Raw genomic sequence first — 22,477 nt, 5'->3', positions numbered from 1 at the left:
GGTACGGCAGGGGGAACGCGAGTCACTTCCGTCCCAGGAGAAGCTTCCGCGCGCCCCCGGGCAGTAGCACCTTGAAGCGTGCGGGACAATGGAGTACGTGACTCGGATCGTGATCATCGGTGGCGGACCCGGCGGATACGAAGCGGCCCTGGTGGCCGCCCAGCTCGGGGCGGAGGTGACCGTCGCCGACTGCGACGGTCTGGGCGGAGCGTCGGTACTGACCGACTGCGTGCCGTCGAAGACCCTTATCGCTACGGCCGAGGTCATGACGACCTTCGATTCGTCGTACGAAGAGCTCGGCATCATCGTCGCCGACGACACCCCGCCGCTGGAGCAGGCGGCCCGGGTGGTCGGGGTGGACCTCGGGAAGGTCAACCGGCGTGTGAAGCGGCTCGCTCTCGCCCAGTCGCACGACATCACCGCCTCCGTCACCCGCGCCGGCGCCCGGGTCATGCGCGGCCGTGGCCGGCTGGACGGCATGCAGGCCCTCGACGGGTCACGGAAGGTCGTCGTCACCGCCGCCGACGGCACCGAGGAGACCCTCACCGCCGACGCCGTCCTCATCGCCACCGGCGGTCACCCGCGCGAGCTGCCCGACGCCCAGCCCGACGGCGAGCGCATCCTGAACTGGACCCAGGTCTACGACCTCACCGAGCTGCCGGAAGAGCTGATCGTGGTCGGCTCCGGTGTGACCGGTGCCGAGTTCGCCGGCGCGTACCAGGCCCTCGGGTCGAAGGTCACGCTCGTGTCGTCCCGGGACCGCGTGCTGCCGGGTGAGGACCCGGACGCCGCCGCCGTGCTGGAGGACGTCTTCCGGCGCCGTGGCATGAACGTCATGGCCCGCTCCCGCGCCGCCTCCGCCAAGCGGGTCGGGGACCGGGTGGAGGTGACGCTGGCCGACGGCCGGGTCATCAGCGGCACCCACTGCCTGATGGCCGTCGGCGCCATCCCGAACAGCGCCGGGCTCGGCCTGGAGGAGGCGGGCGTCAAGCTGCGCGACTCGGGGCACATCTGGACCGACAAGGTGTCCAGGACGACCGCTCCGGGCGTCTATGCGGCCGGTGACGTGACCGGAGTCTTCGCCCTGGCCTCCGTAGCGGCCATGCAGGGACGTATCGCCATGTACCACTTCCTCGGCGACGCGGTGGCCCCGCTGAACCTGAAGACGGTCTCCTCGAACGTCTTCACCGACCCCGAGATCGCGACCGTCGGCTACACGCAGGCCGACGTGGACGCGGGCAAGATCGACGCCCGGGTCGTGAAGCTCCCGCTGCTGCGCAACCCGCGCGCCAAGATGCAGGGCATCCGGGACGGCTTCGTGAAGATCTTCTGCCGGCCGGGTACGGGGATCGTCGTCGGCGGTGTGGTCGTGGCACCGCGCGCCTCGGAACTGATCCACCCCATCTCGATCGCCGTCGACAACAATCTGACGGTCGAACAGATCGCGAACGCGTTCACGGTGTACCCCTCCCTTTCGGGGTCGATCGCGGAGGTGGCCCGGCAGCTCCACACCCGCAAGGCCGGCGCGGAGGCCTGATGGCCGGATCCAACTTCCCGCTGGTCACGGGGAGTTGCCGCGTGTGCGCACGGCATAGTCGGGGCGGGTAGGTCCTATACCACTTCCCGACCTGCCATGCGAACAACTTCGTTTATTCGGCGCAAACTGCTGAAACCAGACGGTCGCTGGGGTTACTGTCAGTTTCGTGTTCGCTGCTGAACGTCGCCAATTGATCCTCGAAATGGTGCGAGCGAACGGTGCCGTGTCGCTCCGTGAGCTCGCCCGCGTCGTCCAGACCTCCGAAGTGACCGTACGGCGGGACGTGCGGGCACTGGAGGCAGAAGGACTCCTCGACCGCCGGCACGGCGGTGCGGTACTGCCGGGCGGGTTCACGCGAGAATCCGGCTTTCCGCAGAAGTCTCATCTCGCGACCGCCGAGAAGACGGCCATCGCCGACCTCGCGGCGGGCCTCGTCGAAGAGGGCGAGGCCATCGTCGTCGGGGCCGGTACGACCACGCAGGAGCTGGCCCGCCGGCTCGCGCGGGTGCCCGGGCTGACCGTCGTCACCAACTCCTTGTTGGTGGCCCAGGCGTTGGCCCATGCCAACCGCGTGGAGGTCGTGATGACCGGTGGCACCCTGCGCGGCTCCAACTACGCCCTCGTCGGCTCCGGCGCGGAGCAGTCCCTGCAGGGGCTGCGGGTGTCCAAGGCCTTCCTGTCGGGGAGCGGGCTCACCGCCGAGCGTGGGCTGTCCACGTCCAACATGCTCTCGGCGTCCGTCGACCGGGCGCTGGTGCAGGCCGCCGCGGAGGTCGTGGTCCTCGCCGACCACACCAAGCTCGGCACGGACACGATGTTCCAGACCGTGCCGACCGACCTCATCACCCGCCTGGTCACCGACGAGCCCCCGACTCACGACGACCGCGCCGCCACCGAACTGCAGGCGCTCGCCGACCAGGGGGTGCAGATCGCCGTGGCCGGGGCGAACGGGGCCCCTCCGGGGGGTGAGCAGGCCCCGGCGCGGCGCGCATCCCTGCCGGGGCCAAGGCGGGGGGTCCCTGGAGGTGGGCTGCGTGGAATGCTGGGGGACCAGCAGGCGGGGGCCGAGCGGGGGCGCGTCGCTGATCTGCGGCGGCGCTGAGGTGCCTGATCGCCGTAGGGGCTTGAGTGGTTGGGCGGGTGCGGGTACGTCGTGGTTTCTCGCGCCCACGCGGCGGAGCCGCATATCGAACACAGCCCCGCGCCCCTTCAGGGCGCGGGTGGCTGGGCTCGGTAAGGGGCCAGGGCCGACCGGGCCGCCGGGGCGTACCGGCGGCGGGACATGCGGGTCACCAGCTGCCGCATGGTCCGCTCCTCCTCCAGGTCGGCCGGCAGGACCGGGCCGAGGGTCTCGGCCAGGGGCTTGCGGCCGAGGTTGACCAGGGCGCGTACCGCCGCCGCCCACTCGTCGGTGGCGGCCACCGCCGCGTGGTACCGGACGGGGATCAGGGCGGTCAGTACGACGGCCGTGACCACCAGCACCGGGCGGTCGGCCCGGCCGGACGCCAGCGCGGCGAGCGCCGAAACTGCCACCGCCGCATGGCCGTACAGAGGCCACGAAGAAGTCGACGTTGGTGCGGACGGTGTCGTTCTCCTTGCGCGTCCACTCCGGGGCGACGCTGGTCAGCTCGTTCCACAGGACCTGGGTGTCGAGCCGGTAGCGGTCGTGGCCGTACTCCTCGAAGCGGCGGATGGCGTTGAGGTGGCCGCCGGCCGGCCGGTCGGCGATGCGCCCGCGCCGGGCCCGCTGCACCCGGCAGCCACGCTCGTACGCCACGGCCGGCCACAGCGTGGACCCCTCCAGGAAGCGGTAGAGGGGGGTCTGGAGCGCGTTGCGGACCAGGCCGAGCAGGAGGGGCCGTGACCAGGAGGAGCAGCGCGGAGTGGCCCGCCGACGTCGGCCGGTGGCGGCTCAGCGCCGAGGGTCCGTGCAGGCTGGGCGCGACCGCGAACAGGAACACGGACAGATTCAGCGCGGTCGGCAGGATCCAGCCGACGAGCAGCGTCCAGCCGCCGCCGAGGACGCCCTTGGCGATGTCTCCCACGGCCTACGACTCCTCCGCGTCCCGCGCCCAGCAGCCCCCAACTGTTCGATCAGGGAGAGGGGTTTGTCGATGTCGCTCGGCCGGGAGGTGGTCATGACCTGCCGCCCGCCGCCGGGCACGTCCACGCTGATGGTGACGGGCGGGCCGGCCGAGCCGACCGTGGTCCACCAGACGATCAGCAACACCGCGATCCGGGCGGCCGAGTCACCTTCGCCACTGACCTGGAAGCCCACGCCGTCCGGTCCGTCCACCACGCGGAGAGAGCCTTGTGGTGCCGCATCCATCAGCCGGCGGAGCACCTCGGCGACCCGATCGGGGCCGGCGCTGGTGACCGTGAAGACGAAGTCCACGCGGCCGGCTCGGGGCCCCGGAAAGACGGTTGGCCCCCGGTGTGCACCGGGGGCCAACTCGGCTTCGTACGGCTGGACCTCAGTCCTTGATCTCGCAGATCGCCGCGCCGGAGGTGACGGACGCGCCGACCTCCGCGCTCAGGCCCTTGATGGTGCCCGCCTTGTGCGCGTTGAGGGGCTGTTCCATCTTCATGGCCTCCAGGACGACGACCAGGTCGCCCTCCTTGACCTCCTGGCCCTCCTCGACCGCGACCTTGACGATCGTGCCCTGCATGGGGGAGGCGAGGGTGTCGCCGGAGGCGACGGGGCCGGACTTCTTGGCCGCGCGGCGCTTCGGCTTGGCGCCGGCCGCGAGTCCGGTGCGGGCCAGGGACATGCCGAGGGAGGACGGGAGGGAGACCTCCAGGCGCTTGCCGCCGACCTCGACGACGACCGTCTCACGGCCCGCGTCCTCCTCCGCCTCGGCCTCGGCGGGGGCGGCGAACGGCTTGATCTCGTTGACGAACTCGGTCTCGATCCAGCGGGTGTGGACCGTGAACGCCTCGGTGGAGCCGGTCAGTTCGGGGGCGAAGGCCGGGTCCCTGACCACCGCGCGGTGGAAGGGGATCGCCGTGGCCATGCCCTCGACCTGGAACTCGTCCAGGGCACGCGCGGCCCGCTCCAGGGCCTCCTTGCGGGTACGGCCCGTGACGATCAGCTTGGCCAGCAGGGAGTCCCAGGCCGGGCCGATCACGCTGCCCGACTCCACGCCCGCGTCCAGGCGGACACCGGGGCCGGAGGGGGCATCGAACCTGGTGACCGTGCCGGGGGCGGGCAGGAAGTTGCGGCCCGGGTCCTCGCCGTTGATGCGGAACTCGAAGGAGTGGCCGCGCAGCGCCGGGTCGTCGTAGCCCAGCTCCTCGCCGTCGGCGATGCGGAACATCTCGCGCACGAGGTCGATGCCGGCGACCTCCTCGGTCACCGGGTGCTCGACCTGGAGGCGGGTGTTGACCTCCAGGAAGGAGATCGTGCCGTCCTGGCCGACCAGGAACTCGCAGGTGCCGGCGCCGACGTAGCCGGCCTCCTTCAGGATGGCCTTCGAGGCGCGGTACAGCTCGGCGACCTGCTCCTCGGAGAGGAACGGCGCCGGGGCCTCCTCGACCAGCTTCTGGTGGCGGCGCTGCAGCGAGCAGTCACGGGTCGACACGACGACCACGTTGCCGTGCCGGTCCGCCAGGCACTGGGTCTCCACGTGCCGGGGGCGGTCGAGGTAGCGCTCGACGAAGCACTCGCCGCGGCCGAAGGCGGCGACCGCCTCACGGACCGCCGAGTCGTACAGCTCGGGGACCTCTTCCAGGGTGCGGGCGACCTTCAGGCCGCGGCCGCCGCCACCGAAGGCGGCCTTGATCGCGATCGGCAGGCCGTGCTGCTCCGCGAAGGCCACGACCTCCTCGGCACCGCTCACCGGGTCCGGGGTGCCGGCCACCAGCGGGGCGCCGGCGCGCTGCGCGATGTGGCGGGCGGCGACCTTGTCACCCAGGTCGCGGATGGCCTGCGGCGGCGGGCCGATCCAGATCAGGCCCGCGTCCAGCACCGCCTGGGCGAAGTCGGCGTTCTCCGAGAGAAAGCCGTACCCCGGGTGGATGGCGTCCGCGCCGGACTCGCGCGCCGCGTTCAGCACCTTCTCGATGTCCAGATAGCTGGTGCCCGGCGTGTCACCGCCCAGGGCGAACGCCTCATCCGCGGCGCGGACATGCAGAGCGTCCCGGTCCGGGTCGGCGTAGACGGCCACGCTCGCGATCCCGGCGTCCCGGCAGGCCCGGGCCACGCGGACAGCGATTTCGCCACGGTTGGCGATGAGCACCTTGCGCACGATTGAGGCTCCCTCCTTGAAACAAGCCGAGTTTAGGGACTGCCGACACGGCACTTCGACCCGTCCCCAATGGTGAGCTTGCCCACACGGAGCGTGATTCGAGGCTCGCTCGACCCGCGAAAACCCTTGTCGCACGGTCGTACGCAGGGCTCCTCCGGGAAACCCTAGCCCCGTCATGTGGTCAAGGTCTCTGTGAGAGCGTGCTGCGGCCCACTCTGTTTCTTTGTCGAGTCCCTACGAATGGCCCAATGATTCTTTGCTGCCGCGCAAACCCTTGTCCCACGGTTTACCCGTTAGTAGCGTTCATGACGACTCTTACGTACCTGGGGTAACAGCGGCGAGGCTCGAGAGTGGGTGGGGACCGGTGGTGCGCAGACCGGTGGCATGGGTCGTGGCGATCGTCCTTCTGGCGGAGGCGGTCTTCGTCGCGGCGCTGAACTGGTTCCTCGGCGTGGTCGTCGACCGGCAGCAGATGTCCCTGGCCGGACTCGATCCGCACGTGATGTCGACGTCGTCGAAGATCGGCGGCGTCGTCTTCGGCCTGTACTTCGTGCTGTGCGCGCTGGTGGCCGTCCTGGTCGCGATACGCGACCGCGCCCCCGCGGGCTTCGGCCGCGTCCTGCTGATCAGCGTGGCGGTCGTGCACGGCCTGCTGGGCGCCTTCGTCTGGGGCCTGGTCGGCTGGACGGCGTTCCTGTTCATGGTGGTCGTGCTCGGCCTCGTCGTCCTGCTGCTGATGACGTACGACCGTGACGGGGGCGCGGAGGCGGGTGCGGCCGGGGACGGCGCGGGCGAGGGCGGCGGCCCGGAGGCCGAGGCCGAGCCCGGGCCGGTCACGGCTCCGGATGCGGCGTCCTTGCCGGCCCCGCGTACGGACGAGCCGCAGGGCGGGGACGACGAGCCGCAGGACACCGTGCCCGCCCAGGTCACTCGTCCGGTGACCACAACTCCGTGATACCGACGCCCAACTCGGCCAACAGCTTGCGCACCAGGGGCAGGCTGATGCCGATCACGTTGCCGTGGTCGCCCTCGATGCCCTCGATGAACGGCGCCGAACGGCCGTCCAGGGTGAAGGCCCCGGCGACGTAGAGGGGTTCGCCCGAGGCCACGTACGCCGCGATCTCCTCGTCGGTCGGCTCGCCGAAGCGGACGACGGTGGAGGCGGTGCCGGAGACGTACCGCTTGGCGGTCGTGTCCCAGATGCAGTGCCCCGTCTGGAGGGTTCCGGCCCGGCCGCGCATCGCCTTCCAGCGGGCGGTGGCCTCCTCGGCGTCGGCGGGCTTGCCGAGGGCCTGTCCGTCCAGCTCCAGCACCGAGTCGCAGCCGATCACCAGGGCGCCCTGCACCTCCGGCTTCGCCGCCACGACCGAGGCCTTCGCCTCGGCCAGGGCGAGCGCCAGCTCGGCGGGGGTGGGGGCGGTGACGGCGTCTTCGTCGACGCCGCTCACGATCACCTCGGGATCGAGGCCGGCCTGCCTCAGGAGGCCCAGGCGGGCGGGGGACCGGGAGGCGAGGATCAGGCGGCGGCGTGGCTTGGCAGTCATGCGGCCAGGTTAGCCTCGTCGCTGCGCTAGCTCAGGCCGATCACGACCATGGCCAGGATCATGGCCAGGGCCATGAGGAAGCCGAGCCGCCGAAGCATGTCCTGCGCGTCGCGCAGTTCCTTCGGCGGCTCGTCTTCCGGGTCTGACCACAGCATTCGTCCAGCGTGCGGCCGGGTGCGGGCGGGCGCCTGAGTACCGGTACTCAAATGGCGCCCTGAGCTGTGCCACTGTGCGCGGTTCCCCGCGCCCCTCGGTGCTTCAGCTCGGCCAGTAGGTGCGAGTCCAGGACGCCGGCCCGGGCTTGGGCAGGTGGGCGGCGGCGATCCTGCTCGGGTCGGACCACGCGTCCCTCGGGCCCTTCGCGCCGGGCGGTGTCGCTGCTGCCGCCGCGGCGCGGGCGCGGACCACCGCCAGGGCGGCGGCCAGCTCCTCCGGGGTCGGGTTGCCCCGTACGACTCTGATCGTCACAGCGGCTCCTTTACAGGGGGATGTTGCCGTGCTTCTTCGGAGGCAGGGATTCCCGCTTGGTACGCAGCTGACGCAGGCCGCGGACGATGTGGGCGCGGGTGTCGGACGGCATGATCACCGCGTCGATGTAGCCGCGCTCGGCCGCGACGTAGGGGTTGAGGAGGGTGTCCTCGTACTCCTGGATCAGCCGGGCCCGGGTGTCCTCGCCGTTTCCGGCGGACTCCGCCTCGGCGATGGTGCGGCGGTGCAGGATGTTGACCGCGCCCTGGGCGCCCATGACGGCGATCTGGGCGGTCGGCCAGGCCAGGTTGAGGTCGGCGCCCAGGTGCTTGGAGCCCATGACGTCGTAGGCGCCGCCGAAGGCCTTGCGGGTGATGACCGTGATGAGCGGGACGGTGGCCTCGGCGTAGGCGTAGATCAGCTTGGCGCCGCGCCGGATGATGCCGGTGTGCTCCTGGTCGACGCCCGGCAGGAAGCCGGGGACGTCGACGAAGGTCAGTACCGGGACGTTGAAGGCGTCGCAGGTGCGCACGAACCGGGAGGCCTTCTCGGACGCGTCGATGTCGAGGCAGCCGGCGAACTGCATCGGCTGGTTGGCGACGATGCCGACCGGGTGGCCCTCCACCCGGCCGAAGCCGGTGAGGATGTTCGGCGCGAAGAGGGCCTGGGTCTCGAAGAACTCGCCGTCGTCCAGGAGGTGTTCGATCACCGTGTGCATGTCGTACGGCTGGTTCGCGCTGTCGGGGACGACGGTGTCCAGCTCGCGGTCCTCGTCGCTGATCGCGAGGTCCGCCTCCTCCGGGAAGACCGGAGGCTCGGAGAGGTTGTTGGACGGCAGGTAGGACAGGAGCTGCTTGACGTACTCGATCGCGTCCTTCTCGTCGCCCGCCATGTGGTGGGCCACGCCGGAGGCGGTGTTGTGGGTGCGGGCGCCGCCCAGCTCCTCGAAGCCGACGTCCTCTCCGGTGACGGTCTTGATGACGTCCGGACCGGTGATGAACATGTGCGAGGTCTGGTCGACCATGACCGTGAAGTCGGTGATGGCCGGGGAGTAGACCGCGCCGCCCGCGCACGGACCGACCACCAGGCTGATCTGCGGGATCACACCGGAGGCGTGGGTGTTGCGGCGGAAGATCTCGCCGTACGCGCCGAGGGAGGCCACGCCCTCCTGGATGCGGGCGCCGCCGGAGTCGTTGATGCCGATGACCGGGCAGCCGGTCTTCAGCGCGAAGTCCATGACCTTGACGATCTTCTGGCCGTAGACCTCGCCGAGGGCGCCGCCGAAGACGGTGAAGTCCTGGGAGAAGACGGCGACGGGGCGTCCGTCCACGGTGCCGTAGCCGGTGACGACGCCGTCCCCGTACGGCCGGTTCTTCTCCAGTCCGAAGTTCGTGGACCGGTGCCGGGCGAACTCGTCCAGCTCGACGAAGGAACCCTCGTCGAGGAGGAGCTCGATGCGCTCACGGGCCGTCAGCTTGCCCTTGGCGTGCTGCTTTTCCACGGCGCGGGCGGAGCCGGCGTGCGTCGCCTCCTCGATGCGGCGCTGGAGATCCGCGAGCTTGCCCGCGGTGGTGTGAATGTCGATCTCTTCCGGCTCGGACATCGGGATGCGGCTCCCTGCCTGCTCAAAAGGGGGGACGGTTACTCATCCGTAGAGTAGTGCTGGGCCCGGTGGTCGGCAGTGCGGCGTTTCCCACACCTAGGGTGACTTGCATGACGCCGCACAATGCATCAGATGACAGCCGTGGTTCCGATGACAGTCGTGGTTCCGGTGACAGCCGGTGGTCCGACCTGGACCGTCCGCCCCTGAACGCCGCGGCGCTGCGGCGCGCGCTGGTTCGGGAGGGGAGCCTGTACAGCGCGGTGGACGTGGTGCAGCGCACCGGCTCCACCAACTCCGACCTGGTCGCCGCGGTCGCCGCCGGGAAGGCGGGCGAGGGGGCGGTGCTGGTCGCGGAGGAGCAGACCGCGGGCAAGGGGCGACTGGACCGCCGGTGGACGGCGCCGGCGCGCTCGGGCCTGTTCTTCTCCGTGTACCTGCGGCCCGCGGAGGTGCCCGTGGCCCGGTGGGGCTGGCTGCCGCTGCTCACGGGTGTCGCCGTGGCGACCGGGCTGTCCCGGGCGGCGGGTGTGGACACGGCCCTGAAGTGGCCGAACGACCTGCTGGTGACCGTGGCGGGCGAGGAGCGCAAGGCGGGGGGCATCCTCGCCGAGCGGGCCGGGGCGGACGGTGTGGTCGTCGGGGTCGGCATCAACGTCACGCTGCGGGCGGAGGAACTGCCGGTGCCGCAGGCGGGGTCGCTGGCGCTGGCCGAGGCGGTGAGCACGGACCGGGATCCGCTGCTGCGGGCGGTGCTGCGGGCGCTGGAGGACTGGTACGGGCGGTGGCGGGGCGCCGGGGGTGATCCCGCGGTGAGTGGCCTTCAGGAGACGTACGCGGCCGGCTGCGCGACGCTGGGGCGCACCGTGCGGGCCGAGCTGCCGGGGGAGCGGTCGATCGTGGGCGAGGCGGTGGCGGTCGACGGGGACGGGCGGCTGGTCATCGCGACGGAGGCCGGTGTGCAGGAGCCCGTGGGGGCGGGGGACATCGTGCATCTGCGGCCTGCCTGAGGGGGTGCGCGCGGCGCGCGGGTGGGTGGGGGGTGCTGCGCGTGTGCGGCTGGGGCGGGTGCGTGCGGTGTCTCCGGGGCTTGCGTGAGGGGGTGTCTGCGGTGCGTGGCTGGGTGGCGGGTGTCTGCGGTGCGTGTGCGGCTGGGGGGCGGGTGTCTGCGGTGCGTGTGCGGCTGGGGGGCGGGTGTCTGCGGCGCATCTGCGGCCGGGTGGGGGTGCGCGTAGCGCCCAGAGAGGGCCTGGGGTCGGGGCCGCGCCGGGGGTGTCCGTCCTCGGAACGGCGCGGAATCGGTCGGCCGTAGAGGCCCCGGTGTGGACGCGCCAACCGCTGCGGGCGGACACCCCCCGAGGCGTCCTCTTCCCGCCGTGGGCGGCTGCGGCGCCGCCGCACGGCCACGAGGTCGACGGCGGTGCAGCGCCCCGTCAGGGGCGCGGGGAACTGCGCGATCAGCCGCGATGGACGCGCGGGCGGCGATGGTGGGGGCGGCCCCGGACCTGTCCCGATGTGGGGGGCTGGGGGGCGCAGCCCCCGGTGCGCAACCGGTACCGGGAGGTGAGTCGTCGGCCGAACCCGACGGAGTGAGCTGGCGCACACCTGCCGTAGAGTTGAGGCCGGTCGAAACGTGACCGCGGCAGATCGGAAGGGCAGCAGGCGTGACCGTCGACGACACGGGCTCCGGCGCGGACGCGGACGGCCGGGTGGAGCCTCCCCAGGAGCGGGGGGACGCCCACGCCGCCGACCCGGGCGAGGACCCGCTGGCCCTGCGCCTCGAACAGCTCATCCTGGGCGCCGAGCGCCGCTACACGCCGTTCCAGGCGGCCCGCAGCGCCGGTGTCTCCATGGAGCTGGCGTCCCGGTTCTGGCGGGCGATGGGGTTCGCCGACATCGGGCAGGCCAAGGCGCTGACGGAGGCCGATGTGCTGGCCCTGCGCCGGCTCGCGGGTCTTGTGGAGGCGGGGCTGCTCAGCGAGGCCATGGCGGTGCAGGTCGCGCGGTCCACGGGGCAGACCACCGCCCGGTTGGCCGAGTGGCAGATGGATTCCTTCCTGGAGGGCCTGACCGAGCCGCCCGAGCCCGGGATGACCCGCACCGAGGTGACGTACCCGATCGTCGAGCTGCTCCTGCCCGAGCTGGAGGAGTTTCTGGTCTATGTGTGGCGGCGCCAGCTCGCCGCGTCGGCCGGGCGGGTCGTGCAGTCGGCGGACGACGAGGAGATGGTCGACCGGCGGCTCGCCGTCGGCTTCGCCGATCTGGTGGGGTTCACCCGGCTGACCCGCCGGATGGAGGAGGAGGAACTCGGCGAGCTGGTCGAGGCCTTCGAGACCACCGCCGCCGACCTGGTGGCCGCGCGGGGCGGACGGCTCATCAAGACCCTCGGCGACGAGGTGCTGTACGCGGCGGACGACGCGGGGACGGCGGCCGACATCGCGTTGCGGCTGGTGGAGACGCTGTCGAACGACGAGACGATGCCGGAGCTGCGGGTCGGCATGGCGTTCGGCACGGTCACCACGCGCATGGGTGACGTGTTCGGTACGACGGTGAACCTGGCCTCCCGGCTGACGTCTATAGCGCCCCGGGACGCCGTGCTGGTGGACAGTGCCTTCGCCGAGGAGCTGATCCGCACCGGCGAGGCACCCGCCTCCGAGGCGGAGGCGGCCGAGGCCGCGGCGGCCGCCGAGAAGGAGGGCGAGGAGCCGCCGAAGTACCGCTTCGGGCTCCAGCCCATGTGGCAGCGCCCGGTACGTGGTCTCGGCGTGGTCGAGCCCTGGCTGCTGGCCCGCCGCGACGGGCAGCCCTAGCGCCGCAGAGCCCCTCTAGTGGCCGCCGCCGAGTACGTCCACGCACAGGCCGAGCACCGGTACGCACAGCCCGCCCGGGCCCGGGTCCGTCGAGCTGTGGGTGGGTGCGGGGGTGGTCGGCGCGGGCTGGACAGTGGTGGGGGCCGGGCGCGGGGCGGACGTGGACGCCGACGGTCGTGGTGCGGTGTCCGGGGTGGAGCCCGGAGCGGTCGGCAGGGTGGTCGCGGTCGGTACGGCGGTGCCGTCCGCCGATGTCCCGGAAGCGGCCGGCCCTGAGCGTGAGTTTGTGGGGGTCGGTGCGGGGCTTCTGCCGCCCATGACGGAGGTCGCCGAGGGCAGTGCGGTGGGGTCGGCGGAGACGGTCGCGGCGGTGTCCGACGCGTGGTCCGTGGCGCCGCCCCCCGCGCCGACGCGGGGCTCGGCCTCCGCCGTGCCCGGGGCGCCGACGCCCGACTCCGGCGAGACCCGGACCAGGCTGAGCACGCCCGCCGCGAGGGCGAGACCGCCGGCGGCGAGCAGGACCTTGCGGGGGCGCGGTTTGCGGTGCCGCCCGCGCCGCAGGATGGACCCGTCGGTCACATCGGTGTCTGCGGCATCGTCCGGTATCGGTGTCATGGTTTTCCCTCCCCGCAGTCGCGGACGCACGCTATGCGGTCCTGTGGGTGATGTGGGGTGAGACGGCCGGGATGTCACTCGAACGGGCGTAGCCCCCTGGACTTTCCCGGGATCGGGTACGACTGCGATGATCGGACCGACAGGGAGTTAACCCGCGTTAACACGTGAGCCGGAGGGTGTCATGAGCGAGGAGCGGTTCGGTCAGTTCGTGCTGGTGCGGCGGCACGGGCATGTCGCGGAGCTGGTCATGGACCGGCCCAAGGCCATGAACGCCGTCTCGACGGAGATGGCCCGCTCCCTCTCCGCCGCGTGCACGGCGCTGGCCGCCGACCGGGACGCGCGCGTGGTGGTCCTGACCTCGTCCCACGAGCGGGCGTTCTGCGTCGGCGCGGACCTGAAGGAGCGGAACTCCTTCAGCGACGCGGATCTGCTGCGGCAGCGGCCGGTGACGCGCGGTGCGTACACCGGGGTGCTGGAGCTGCCGATGCCGACGATCGCGGCGGTGCACGGGTTCGCGCTCGGCGGCGGTTTCGAACTGGCCCTGTCCTGCGACCTGATCGTGGCCGACCGTACGGCGGTGGTGGGGCTGCCGGAGGTGTCCGTGGGCGTGATCCCCGGCGGTGGCGGTACGCAGCTGCTGCCGCGCCGGGTCGGGGCGGCGCGTGCGGCCGAGCTGATCTTCTCCGCGCGGCGGCTGGAGGCTGCGGAGGCGGCCGGGCTGGGGCTGGTCGACCGGCTCGTGGACGAGGGCCGCGACCGCGAGGAGGCGCTCGCCCTGGGCGCCACCATCGCCGGCAACTCCCCGGTCGGGCTGCGGGCGGCCAAGCGTGCACTGCGGCTGGGGCAGGGGCTGGATCTGCGGGCCGGCCTGGAAGTCGAGGACGCGGCATGGCGGACCGTGGCGTTCTCCGGGGACCGGGCGGAGGGCGTGGCGGCCTTCAACGAGAAGCGCAAGCCGGAGTGGCCCGGCGAGTAAAAACGCCGTGTACTGCAGCGCCCTGGAGGGGTGGTCCGCACTTCCCGAGCTCGTGGCCGAACATCCCACCTGATCGCCCCACCAATGTCCCGATTACCCCAAATCCTCCCTAATCTGGAGTAATGGGTGAGGACAAGCGGCTGGCCGCAGTCGTGGCGTTGGCGCAAGGCATGGCAGCGGCGCACACCCCGGCAGGGGCATGGCAGGCCGCCGCACTCGGCGCCTGCCGAGCGCTGGACGGCAGTTTCGCCGCGCTGTCGGTGTGGGAGCGTGAGCTGGGCCGGCTGCGCGTTCTCGTGAACGTGGGGGACAGGCGCCCGGACGAGGAGGAGTTCCCCGAGTCCGAGGCCTACCCGGTGCACCAGTTCCCGGAGATCACCGAGTTCCTGCACGAGCGGTGGGCCGGCGGGGGCGGACCCAACGCATGGGTGGAGACCGCCGAGGGGACGGCCGCCGGCACCCCGGGCTACTTCCATCGGCGGGTCGCCGCCCTGCGCCGCCGCGGCCGGGGGTGTTGCGTGGTCGCGCCGGTTCTGCTGCACGGCAGGGCCTGGGGCGAGTTGTACGTCGCGCGGCCCGTGAAGGCCCCCGTGTTCGACCGGGGCGACGCCGACTTCGCGACCGTCCTGGCCGCCGTCGCCGCCGCCGGGCTCGCGCAGACCGAGCGGCTGGAGGAGGCCCGGCGGCTCGCGTACACCGACGCCCTCACCGGTCTCGCCAACCGCCGGGCCGTGGACGTGCGCCTGGAGGAGGCGGTCGAGCGGCACCGCGCGGAGGGCGTGGTCGTCAGCCTCGTCGTGTGCGATCTCAACGGGCTGAAGCGGGTGAACGACACCCTCGGGCACGCCGTCGGGGACCGGCTGCTCGAGCGCTTCGGCTCGGTGCTCTCGCTGTGCGGCGCCATGGTGCCGGGCGCGCTGGTCGCGCGGCTCGGCGGGGACGAGTTCTGTCTGCTGGCCGTCGGGCCGCCCGCCGACGACGTGGTCAAGGCCGCCGATGAACTGTGCCGCAGGGCGGGGGAGTTGGAGTTGGGGGAAGGCGTGGCGTGCGGGGTCGCCTCGACCGAGGATCCGATCGGCGAGGTGGGGGACGCGCGGCGGCTGTTCCGGCTCGCCGATGCCGCCCAGTACCGTGCCAAGGCCCTGCGCGCCGACCGGCCCGTGGTCGCGGGCCGGGGCGGGCGGGAGGATCCCGTCGTACGGCTGGCCGACGAGCCGCCGCACGTGTCGCCCGCCGAGCGGCGCCGGTTCCGGGGGCGCCGGCCGTAGTTCCGTGGTTGAGGCGAAGGCCACACGGATCGGTAAGGGTCGCTCCCGTACTCCACTAGTGACATCTCCGCATTCAATGCGTACGCTCCTGAATATGGATATGCACACTGTGGTGGTGGGGACGTCGGGTGTCACGGCGTCCGACGTGCTCGCCGTGGCGCGCGGCGGTGCCCGCGTCGAGCTGTCGGCCGAGGCGGTGGCAGCCCTGGCGGCCGCCCGCGAGATCGTGGACGCGCTGGCGGCCAAGCCGGACCCGGTCTACGGCGTCTCGACCGGCTTCGGTGCCCTGGCGACCCGGCACATCAGCCAGGAGCTGCGTGCCCAGCTGCAGCGCAACATCGTCCGCTCGCACGCCGCCGGCATGGGCCCGCGGGTCGAGCGCGAGGTCGTACGGGCCCTGATGTTCCTGCGGCTGAAGACCGTCTGCTCCGGACACACCGGCGTCCGGCCCGAGGTCGCGCAGACCATGGCGGACGTTCTCAACGCCGGGATCACCCCGGTCGTGCACGAGTTCGGCTCCCTCGGCTGCTCCGGCGACCTGGCCCCGCTCTCCCACTGCGCCCTCGCCCTCATGGGGGAAGGGGACGCCGAGGGCCCCGACGGTGTCGTACGGCCCGCCGGTGAGCTGCTCGCCGCGCACGGGATCAAGCCGGTCGAGCTGCGTGAGAAGGAGGGCCTGGCCCTGCTCAACGGCACCGACGGCATGCTCGGCATGCTGGTCATGGCTCTCGCCGACCTCGACACCCTCTACAAGTCCGCCGACGTCACCGCCGCCCTCAGCCTGGAGGCGCTGCTCGGCACGGACAAGGTGCTCGCCCCCGAGCTGCACGCCATCCGCCCGCACCCGGGGCAGGGTGCCTCCGCCGCCAACATGCTGGCGGTGCTGAAGGGTTCGCAGCTCACCGGCCACCACCAGGACGACGCCCCCCGCGTCCAGGACGCCTACTCCGTGCGCTGCGCCCCGCAGGTCGCCGGCGCCGGGCGCGACACCATGGCGCACGCCCGGCTGGTCGCCGAGCGCGAACTGGCCTCCGCCGTCGACAACCCGGTCGTGCTGCCCGACGGCCGCGTGGAGTCCAACGGCAACTTCCACGGTGCGCCCGTGGCCTACGTCCTGGACTTCCTCGCCATCGCGGCGGCCGACCTCGGCTCCATCGCCGAGCGCCGCACCGACCGGCTGCTGGACAAGAACCGCAGCCACGGGCTTCCGCCGTTCCTCGCCGACGACGCGGGTGTCGACTCCGGGCTGATGATCGCCCAGTACACGCAGGCCGCGCTGGTGAGCGAGATGAAGCGGCTCGCCGTACCGGCCTCCGCGGACTCCATCCCGTCCTCCGCCATGCAGGAGGACCACGTGTCCATGGGCTGGTCGGCCGCGCGCAAGCTGCGCACCGCCGTCGGCAACCTCGCCCGGATCATCGCCGTCGAGCTGTACGCGGCCACCCGCGCCATCGAGCTGCGCGAGGGCCTCACCCCGGCGCCCGCCTCCCAGGCCGTGATCGAGGCCGTGCGTGCCGCCGGTGTGCAGGGCCCGGGCCCGGACCGGTTCCTGGCGCCCGACCTGGCCGCCGCCGACGCGTTCGTGCGCGGCGGGCACCTCGTCGCCGCGGTGGAGTCGGTCACCGGCCCGCTGCAGTAACGTCTCCGCGCGAGGACAGGGCCCTGCCGTGTGCGGGGCCCTGTCGCCGCGTCACTTCAGCTTGGCCTGCTGGGCCCTCACGACCTCCGGCGACACCGTGTAGGTCTTCTTGGCCATCATCGCGCCCAGGTTCGAGGTGAAGTAGACCGAGAGGGTGTTCCCCAGCCGGACCACCTCGGCGTGGACGGGTGCCGCGTCCCCGTCGTCCGAGTCCATGGTCGCGGTGAACGCCACCGACCCGTCCCCGGCGCCCGTCGCCTTCTCCTCGGCGACCTTGGTGAACCGTGCCGTCGTGCCGGCCTGCTTGCCGGAGAAGCCGTTCGCGCAGCCCTTGACGGCGGTGGCGACCGACGCGAGGGCCTTCTCGGCGCCGTCCCCGTCGTACGAGGCCAGGGTGACCGTGGTGACGTCCCGGTCCAGGGACTTGTGCATCGCCTCCTCGAACTTCCCCTCGTCGAGGTCGTCCAGGGAGGTCGGCTTGGCCGTGGGGGACTTCTTCTGGTTCTCCATGGCCATACGGTCGGTCCTGGCCGCCGCGTCGACCGGCGGAAGCCCGCTCATCACGCGGGCCAGCGGCCGGCACGACGCACTGTCGGTGGTGATGGCCCTGGACCGGGTGGCCGGCACCGCCCCCACCTTGAACCCGGGCACCTCGCCCTGGGCGATGATCAGCTTCTTCAACTCCGCGGCGCTCAGCGCCTTCGCGGCCGTGCCCGGGTCCTTCGCGTCCCCGCCCGAACCCCCGCCGGAGCAGCCCGTGACAAGGGCGAACGACAGTGCACCAAGAACCGCTGCGGCGCACAGCCGTACGCCCGATGATCTCTTCATGGGCGAACTATGTGGGAACCGTCAAAGGATCGTCAAGGGAAATTAAAAGCCCAGGCGTTCGCGGCGCACCGAATACACCACGAAGCCGGCGCCCACGCCGAGGAAGAGGGTGCCGCCGACGACGTACGGCGTGGTGTCGATGCTTCCGGTGTCGGCGAGCTGGGTGTCGTCCGCCGCCTCCCGTGCGGTCTCGGCGGTCGCCTGCGACACCGCCCTGGCCTGCTGGGTCAGGTGTGTGGCGGAGGCGTCCGTGCCCGCTCTGCCGGAGGAGTCCTGCGACGCGTTCGCGGACGGGACGAACCACAGGGCGCACAGCAGAGTGGCCGCCGCGGTGGCGGTCAGCAGCGGACGGCGAGCGGATGACACGGAATATCGATCCCCTTGTGACGCTGGCGAATTGGCCGTGGGCAGTGATGTTAGTGAAAGTCGCGGGTCACGGGAAAGTCACGGGAGGTTTCAGTCGTACGCTCCCGCCATGAGTGCTGAAGACACATCACGTTTTGTGCGGCTTCGGGTGGAGCTGGTCCTCGAGGTGCAGGACGAGGACGCGGTCGGCAAGGCCGCGCTGCGCCGGCTCGCCACCGATCCGGAGCTGCCGGCGTCGGAGCGGGCCCAGGCCGAGGCCGCTGTGACGGAAGACACCGCGGAGGCCCTGGCGTATCTGGTGGACCCGTTCGACCTGGTCAGCGAGGTGCCCGGGGTGGAGCTCCAGCAGGCGTCCTGGTCGAGTGAGCGGATCGACTACGACCCGGACTCGCCGGACTGGGACCTGGATGAGGAAGATGGGGAGGGCGACGAAGAAGAAGAGGACGGCATCGGCTGAGCGTTTCGGGGCACCTGCAACCCCGGACGGCAACCGCCGTCCGGGGTTTCGTCGTCCCAGGGGGACGCACGGACCGACCCTCGCACCACCCGCGCACCGCGGACGTGGTGTGCCCCACAGATCCAGAGGATCTGGAACGGGACGGCACGGCCGTGGCGTTGAAGGTTCTTACGGGGGATCTTGGGGTTTTTCGGCGATCGGCGACGATGGAGAAGCGTGTGATGACGGACAGTAAGCGGCGCAAGGGCCTGATGGCCGCGTCCGCACTGCTCGGTGGTGTCCTGGCCCTCACGGGCTGTTCCGGCGGCAGCAAGGCCAAGGCGTCCGACAAGGGGGAATCCTCGCAGGCTCAGGCCGACGCGGCGGCCGCGAAGAAGTCCTCCGAGGCGCAGATCACGATCACGCCGAAGGACGGTTCCGACAACGCGTCCATCAACAACTCCGCCGCCGTCACGGTCAGCAAGGGCACGCTCACCGGCGTCACGATGACCACCGAGGACGGCAGGGCCGTCGCCGGTCAGCTCTCCGCCGACAAGAAGAGCTGGAAGCCCACCGTCCAGCTGCAGCGCTCCACGACCTACAAGGTCGCCGCGGAGGCCAAGGACACCCAGGGCCGCATAGCCAACGAGAACGCGTCCTTCACCACCGTCTCCCCGGCCAACAGCTTCATCGGCACCTTCACCCCGGACGACGGCTCCACGGTCGGCGTCGGGATGCCGGTCTCGATCAACTTCGACAAGGCGATCACCAACAAGGCGGCCGTGCAGAAGGGCGTCACGGTGGCCTCCAGCAGCGGCCAGGAGGTCGCCTGCCACTGGTTCAACGCCAACCGCATGGACTGCCGCCCGGAGCAGTACTGGAAGGAAGGCTCCACCGTCACCCTGAAGCTCGCGCTCGACGGCGTCCAGGGCGCGCCCGGCGTCACCGGCGTCCAGCAGAAGACGGTCACCTTCCACATCGGCCGCAACCAGGTCTCCTACGTCGACGCGAAGACCAAGCAGATGAAGGTCACGCAGGACGGCAAGGTCGTCAAGACCATCCCGGTCTCCGCCGGCGCCCCCGAGCACACCACCTACGAGGGCCAGATGGTGATCTCGGAGAAGTTCAAGCAGACCCGCATGAACGGCGCGACCGTCGGTTTCAAGGACTCCGACGGCAAGGGCGAGTACGACATCAAGGACGTGCCGCACGCCATGCGCCTGACCACCTCCGGCACCTTCATCCACGGCAACTACTGGGGCGCGCCGTCCGTCTTCGGCAGCGTCAACACCAGCCACGGCTGCGTCGGCCTGCAGGACGCCAAGGGCGCCGGCGACCCGAGCACCCCGGCCGCGTGGTTCTACGAGCACTCGCTGATCGGTGACGTCGTGGTCGTCCAGAACACCGGCGACAAGACCGTCGCCCCGGACAACGGCCTCAACGGCTGGAACATGGACTGGGCCCAGTGGAAGGCCGGTTCGGCCGTCTGACGGTTCCCCCACAGCTTCCCGGTGCCGCCCTCCGAGGGCGGCACCGGCGTTTCTGAGCCCTCTCCGGGCGCTTCATGGGCGCAGGAACAGCCTTCTCATCCATCTCTTATGCCGGCCTTAGGGTGCCGTCACGGTCCGTCCCTAGCTTGCGGGCCATGTTCTTCACCTACCTGAGGCGCGAACTGCGCCGCCGCAGAAAGGCGGCCCTCGTCGTCGCCTCCGGCCTCGCGCTCGGCATCGCGCTGGTCATCGTGGTCAACTCCGTGTCCAGCGGCATGGGGAAGGCCCAGGACAAGGTCCTGCAGTCGTTGTACGGCCTCGGTACGGACATGACCGTCACCAAGGCGGCGAGCCCGGACGGCTCCGGCGCCCAGAGGCCGCACTTCAAGTTCGACGCCAAGGGCTCCGGCGACGACTCGTCGCAGAGCAACGACCTGGTCATGGCGCAGGGCTTCACCACCCTGCCCACCTCGACGGTCACCAAGGTCGCGGACCAGCAGGGCGTCTCGTCCGCCGTCGGCGGTCTGAGCCTGCGCGTGGTGAAGGTCGACGGCCAGTTCACCCGCGGCAAGTTCCAGCAGGACGGCAGCGGCGGCGGCAAGCAGTTCGGGCGCCAGGGCGGCCAGTCCCCGCAGGGCAAAGTCGTCGGCGGCGGCGCCGACTTCGACGTCAACCAGTACTCGGTCTACGGCACCGACGTCACCCGGCCGGCGCTCGGCCCGCTGACCTCCTCGAAGATCACCAGCGGCCGTGCCTTCAGGACCACCGAGACCGATGCCAAGGTCGCCGTCGCCGACTCGGCGTACGCCAAGGAGAAGAAGCTGAAGGTCGGCAGCACGGTCACCATCAAGAACGTCAAGTACCAGGTGATCGGCATCGCGACCGCGAACAGCGGCGACGCGGCGGCCAACCTCTACGTCCCGCTGAAGCAGGCGCAGACGCTCAGCGACAACAAGGACAAGGTCACCACGATCTACGTCAAGGCGACCGACTCCCAGAAGATCGACTCCGTCAAGAGCGCCATCCAGAAGAACGTCTCCGGTACGACGGTCACCACCTCCTCCGACCTGGCGAAGACGGTCTCCGGCTCGCTGTCCACCGCCTCCTCCCTCGCCACCAAGGTCGGCAAGTGGCTGTCCATCGCGGTGCTGGTGGCCGCGTTCCTGGTCGCGGGCCTGCTGACCTCCTCCGCGGTCTCCCGCCGCGTCCGTGAGTTCGGCACGCTGAAGGCGCTGGGCTGGAAGTCGGGCCGGGTGACCCGGCAGGTGGTCGGCGAGGCCGTCGTCAACGGATTGGTCGGCGGCGCGCTCGGCATCGCCCTGGGGCTCGCGGGCGCGTACGCCGTCACGGCGATCAGCCCGACGCTGCAGGCCCAGCTGGGCGGCGGCGGGGGCGGCGGTGGCGGCTTCGGCGGGGGACCGGCGGGCGGTGGCGGATTCGGCGGGCCGGGGCGAAGCGCGGCCAAGACCCTCGAGGTGGCCCTCACGGCACCGGTGAGCCTGACGACGATCGCCCTGGCGGTGGGCCTCGCGGTGGCCGGTGGGCTCATCGCCGGCGCGTTCGGCGGCTGGCGCGCGTCGAGGCTCCGTCCGGCGGACGCGCTGCGCCGAGTCGAGTAGCCGAAGCCGGCCCTGAAGCGCACCACCCCGAACCCTCCCCAGGAGCCCCCATGTACGACCTCAGAAACGTGACCAAGCGCTATACCCGAGGCAAGGACACCGTCGACGCCCTCGACGGAGTCGATCTCGTCATCGGCGACGGCGACCGACTGGTGATCCAAGGACCCACCGGCGGCGGAAAGTCCACCCTCCTGCAGATGCTCGGCGGCCTGGACCGCCCCACCTCCGGCGAAGTCGTCCTGGACGGCATCGACCTGGCCAAGCTCAGTGAGGCCCGGCTGACACGAGTCCGCAGCGAGAACATCGGCTTCGTCTTCCAGTCCTTCAACCTCATCCCGACCCTCACCGCCCAGGAGAACGTGGAGACGGCCCTCGTCCCCCTCGGCATCAAGGTCAAGGAACGCCGCGAACTCGCCGCCGACGCACTGAAGTCCGTCGGCCTCGGTGAACGCCTCTCCCACCTCCCCGGCGAGATGTCCGGAGGGCAGCAGCAGCGCGTCGCCATCGCCCGGGCCGTGGTGAAGAAGCCCAAGGTGCTGCTCGCCGACGAACCGACCGGCAACCTCGACGAGGGCATGCGGGACGAGATCATGGACGTACTCGAACGCCTGTGGAAGGAGCACGGGCTGACCTTCATCATGGTCACCCACGACTCCTCGATCGCGAAGAAGGCCCCGCGGGTGGCCACCATCCGCAAGGGAAGGATCACTGTGAGGGAGAACGCGGGCGCCTGACGGTCCACAACGCCGTTCGCAGTCACCGCACTTCGCGGTTGTGTAACGGTGTCCCGGCCACGGCGTAACAGTTTCCCGTCGCTCCTTCTTACCGTCCTCTCATCCATTGAGCCGTCTGATCGCCCCCCGGCATACTGCGTGATCCGGGGGGCGACGTATATGCGTACGAGACCACCCCCGGCCGGGTGAACGGGGAATTCGCCCGGTACCTCATCTCCAGGGGGAGATCTTGCGCAGACAAGTGAAAAGAGCTGCTGCGGCCGGTGTGGCCACGGCCGCAGCCGTCGCCCTCGCAGCGGG

Annotated in this window: 22 protein-coding genes; 12 read left to right on the top strand and 10 right to left on the bottom strand. The window is 71.4% G+C overall.

Translation table 11 applies throughout. The features are described 5' to 3' along the window. The first annotated feature begins 88 nt into the window (after positions 1 to 88). Together SRB17_RS15625 and SRB17_RS15620 are read left to right on the top strand one after the other, a co-directional pair. Entirely contained in the window at positions 89 to 1,537 is a 1,449-nt protein-coding gene (locus tag SRB17_RS15625) for an NAD(P)H-quinone dehydrogenase (protein ID WP_153538992.1), read from the top strand. Between the two features lie 190 nt (positions 1,538 to 1,727). Beyond that, positions 1,728 to 2,639, top strand: a complete 912-nt coding sequence (locus SRB17_RS15620; protein ID WP_153539762.1) for a DeoR/GlpR family DNA-binding transcription regulator — start codon at positions 1,728 to 1,730, stop codon at positions 2,637 to 2,639. Positions 2,640 to 2,746: 107 nt separating this feature from the next. On the opposite strand, the gene SRB17_RS46330 is transcribed toward SRB17_RS15620, so the two are convergent. From SRB17_RS46330 to SRB17_RS15610, 3 genes are all read right to left on the bottom strand, one after another. Next, positions 2,747 to 3,070: a hypothetical protein gene (locus SRB17_RS46330; protein ID WP_228396079.1), complete on the bottom strand. Its 324-nt coding sequence runs from the start codon at positions 3,068 to 3,070 to the stop codon at positions 2,747 to 2,749. Between the two features lie 436 nt (positions 3,071 to 3,506). Then, positions 3,507 to 3,932, bottom strand: a complete 426-nt coding sequence (locus tag SRB17_RS45405; RefSeq protein WP_194294051.1) for a hypothetical protein — start codon at positions 3,930 to 3,932, stop codon at positions 3,507 to 3,509. A gap of 79 nt (positions 3,933 to 4,011) precedes the next feature. Next, positions 4,012 to 5,784, bottom strand: a complete 1,773-nt coding sequence (locus SRB17_RS15610; RefSeq protein WP_323375606.1) for an acetyl/propionyl/methylcrotonyl-CoA carboxylase subunit alpha — start codon at positions 5,782 to 5,784, stop codon at positions 4,012 to 4,014. Positions 5,785 to 6,163: 379 nt separating this feature from the next. On the opposite strand from SRB17_RS15610, the gene SRB17_RS15605 reads away from it, so the two are divergent. Then, positions 6,164 to 6,739: a hypothetical protein gene (locus SRB17_RS15605; protein WP_323375605.1), complete on the top strand. Its 576-nt coding sequence runs from the start codon at positions 6,164 to 6,166 to the stop codon at positions 6,737 to 6,739. On the opposite strand, the gene SRB17_RS15600 is transcribed toward SRB17_RS15605, so the two are convergent. The 4 genes from SRB17_RS15600 to SRB17_RS15585 all read right to left on the bottom strand — a co-directional run bounded on the left by SRB17_RS15600 (position 6,711) and on the right by SRB17_RS15585 (position 9,399). Then, positions 6,711 to 7,328 (bottom strand): Maf family protein, encoded by a 618-nt coding sequence (locus tag SRB17_RS15600; protein WP_153538990.1) that lies wholly within the window; start codon positions 7,326 to 7,328, stop codon positions 6,711 to 6,713. The genes SRB17_RS15605 and SRB17_RS15600 overlap by 29 nt on opposite strands. A gap of 26 nt (positions 7,329 to 7,354) precedes the next feature. After that, a complete protein-coding gene (gene mmpB / locus SRB17_RS47595) occupies positions 7,355 to 7,483 on the bottom strand; it encodes a morphogenic membrane protein MmpB (RefSeq protein ID WP_153538988.1) in 129 nt (42 codons plus the stop codon). Between the two features lie 103 nt (positions 7,484 to 7,586). Continuing rightward, positions 7,587 to 7,796: an acyl-CoA carboxylase epsilon subunit gene (locus SRB17_RS15590; protein ID WP_323375604.1), complete on the bottom strand. Its 210-nt coding sequence runs from the start codon at positions 7,794 to 7,796 to the stop codon at positions 7,587 to 7,589. Positions 7,797 to 7,806: 10 nt separating this feature from the next. Further along, positions 7,807 to 9,399, bottom strand: coding sequence for an acyl-CoA carboxylase subunit beta (locus SRB17_RS15585; protein ID WP_153538986.1), 1,593 nt, complete (start codon positions 9,397 to 9,399; stop codon positions 7,807 to 7,809). Positions 9,400 to 9,509: 110 nt separating this feature from the next. On the opposite strand from SRB17_RS15585, the gene SRB17_RS15580 reads away from it, so the two are divergent. Together SRB17_RS15580 and SRB17_RS15575 are read left to right on the top strand one after the other, a co-directional pair. Continuing rightward, positions 9,510 to 10,406 (top strand): biotin--[acetyl-CoA-carboxylase] ligase, encoded by an 897-nt coding sequence (locus SRB17_RS15580; RefSeq protein WP_153538984.1) that lies wholly within the window; start codon positions 9,510 to 9,512, stop codon positions 10,404 to 10,406. 654 nt (positions 10,407 to 11,060) lie between these two features. After that, positions 11,061 to 12,206, top strand: coding sequence for an adenylate/guanylate cyclase domain-containing protein (locus SRB17_RS15575; RefSeq protein WP_323375603.1), 1,146 nt, complete (start codon positions 11,061 to 11,063; stop codon positions 12,204 to 12,206). 15 nt (positions 12,207 to 12,221) lie between these two features. Here the strand turns inward: SRB17_RS15575 and SRB17_RS15570 are convergent, their stop codons facing one another. After that, positions 12,222 to 12,821 carry a hypothetical protein gene (locus tag SRB17_RS15570; protein ID WP_228396078.1) on the bottom strand — a complete coding sequence of 200 codons (600 nt, stop codon included), beginning with the start codon at positions 12,819 to 12,821 and terminating at the stop codon, positions 12,222 to 12,224. A gap of 181 nt (positions 12,822 to 13,002) precedes the next feature. On the opposite strand from SRB17_RS15570, the gene SRB17_RS15565 reads away from it, so the two are divergent. The 3 genes from SRB17_RS15565 (at position 13,003) to hutH (ending at position 16,704) form a co-directional block, all read left to right on the top strand. Further along, positions 13,003 to 13,797 carry an enoyl-CoA hydratase/isomerase family protein gene (locus SRB17_RS15565; protein ID WP_153538982.1) on the top strand — a complete coding sequence of 265 codons (795 nt, stop codon included), beginning with the start codon at positions 13,003 to 13,005 and terminating at the stop codon, positions 13,795 to 13,797. A gap of 122 nt (positions 13,798 to 13,919) precedes the next feature. Further along, on the top strand, positions 13,920 to 15,065 hold the full coding sequence (locus tag SRB17_RS15560) for a GGDEF domain-containing protein (protein ID WP_153538980.1): 1,146 nt from the start codon (positions 13,920 to 13,922) through the stop codon (positions 15,063 to 15,065). 100 nt (positions 15,066 to 15,165) lie between these two features. After that, positions 15,166 to 16,704, top strand: a complete 1,539-nt coding sequence (gene hutH, locus SRB17_RS15555) for a histidine ammonia-lyase (protein ID WP_153539754.1) — start codon at positions 15,166 to 15,168, stop codon at positions 16,702 to 16,704. A 51-nt stretch (positions 16,705 to 16,755) separates the two neighbouring features. On the opposite strand, the gene SRB17_RS15550 is transcribed toward hutH, so the two are convergent. Together SRB17_RS15550 and SRB17_RS15545 are read right to left on the bottom strand one after the other, a co-directional pair. Beyond that, the gene (locus SRB17_RS15550) at positions 16,756 to 17,532 is read right to left on the bottom strand and encodes a hypothetical protein (RefSeq protein WP_153538978.1); all 777 of its coding nucleotides are present in this window, start codon (positions 17,530 to 17,532) and stop codon (positions 16,756 to 16,758) included. 42 nt (positions 17,533 to 17,574) lie between these two features. Next, on the bottom strand, positions 17,575 to 17,898 hold the full coding sequence (locus SRB17_RS15545; protein ID WP_323375601.1) for an LPXTG cell wall anchor domain-containing protein: 324 nt from the start codon (positions 17,896 to 17,898) through the stop codon (positions 17,575 to 17,577). A 109-nt stretch (positions 17,899 to 18,007) separates the two neighbouring features. Between SRB17_RS15545 and SRB17_RS15540 the strand changes: the two genes are divergently transcribed. The 4 genes from SRB17_RS15540 to SRB17_RS15525 all read left to right on the top strand — a co-directional run bounded on the left by SRB17_RS15540 (position 18,008) and on the right by SRB17_RS15525 (position 22,177). Beyond that, positions 18,008 to 18,355 carry a hypothetical protein gene (locus SRB17_RS15540; protein WP_153538976.1) on the top strand — a complete coding sequence of 116 codons (348 nt, stop codon included), beginning with the start codon at positions 18,008 to 18,010 and terminating at the stop codon, positions 18,353 to 18,355. Positions 18,356 to 18,576: 221 nt separating this feature from the next. After that, the gene (locus SRB17_RS15535; RefSeq protein WP_153538974.1) at positions 18,577 to 19,824 is read left to right on the top strand and encodes a L,D-transpeptidase; all 1,248 of its coding nucleotides are present in this window, start codon (positions 18,577 to 18,579) and stop codon (positions 19,822 to 19,824) included. Between the two features lie 155 nt (positions 19,825 to 19,979). Next, positions 19,980 to 21,443 (top strand): ABC transporter permease, encoded by a 1,464-nt coding sequence (locus SRB17_RS15530; RefSeq protein ID WP_153538972.1) that lies wholly within the window; start codon positions 19,980 to 19,982, stop codon positions 21,441 to 21,443. 50 nt (positions 21,444 to 21,493) lie between these two features. Beyond that, complete coding sequence (locus SRB17_RS15525) at positions 21,494 to 22,177, top strand: ABC transporter ATP-binding protein (RefSeq protein ID WP_153538970.1); 684 nt, start codon at positions 21,494 to 21,496, stop codon at positions 22,175 to 22,177. Positions 22,178 to 22,477 lie beyond the last annotated feature (300 nt).

This window comes from Streptomyces sp. RB17 (assembly GCF_009604455.1).
Classification (GTDB): Bacteria; Actinomycetota; Actinomycetes; order Streptomycetales; family Streptomycetaceae; genus Streptomyces.
Note: the sequence above shows the minus strand (reverse complement) of the source record. Positions and strands in the feature narration are given on the sequence as shown.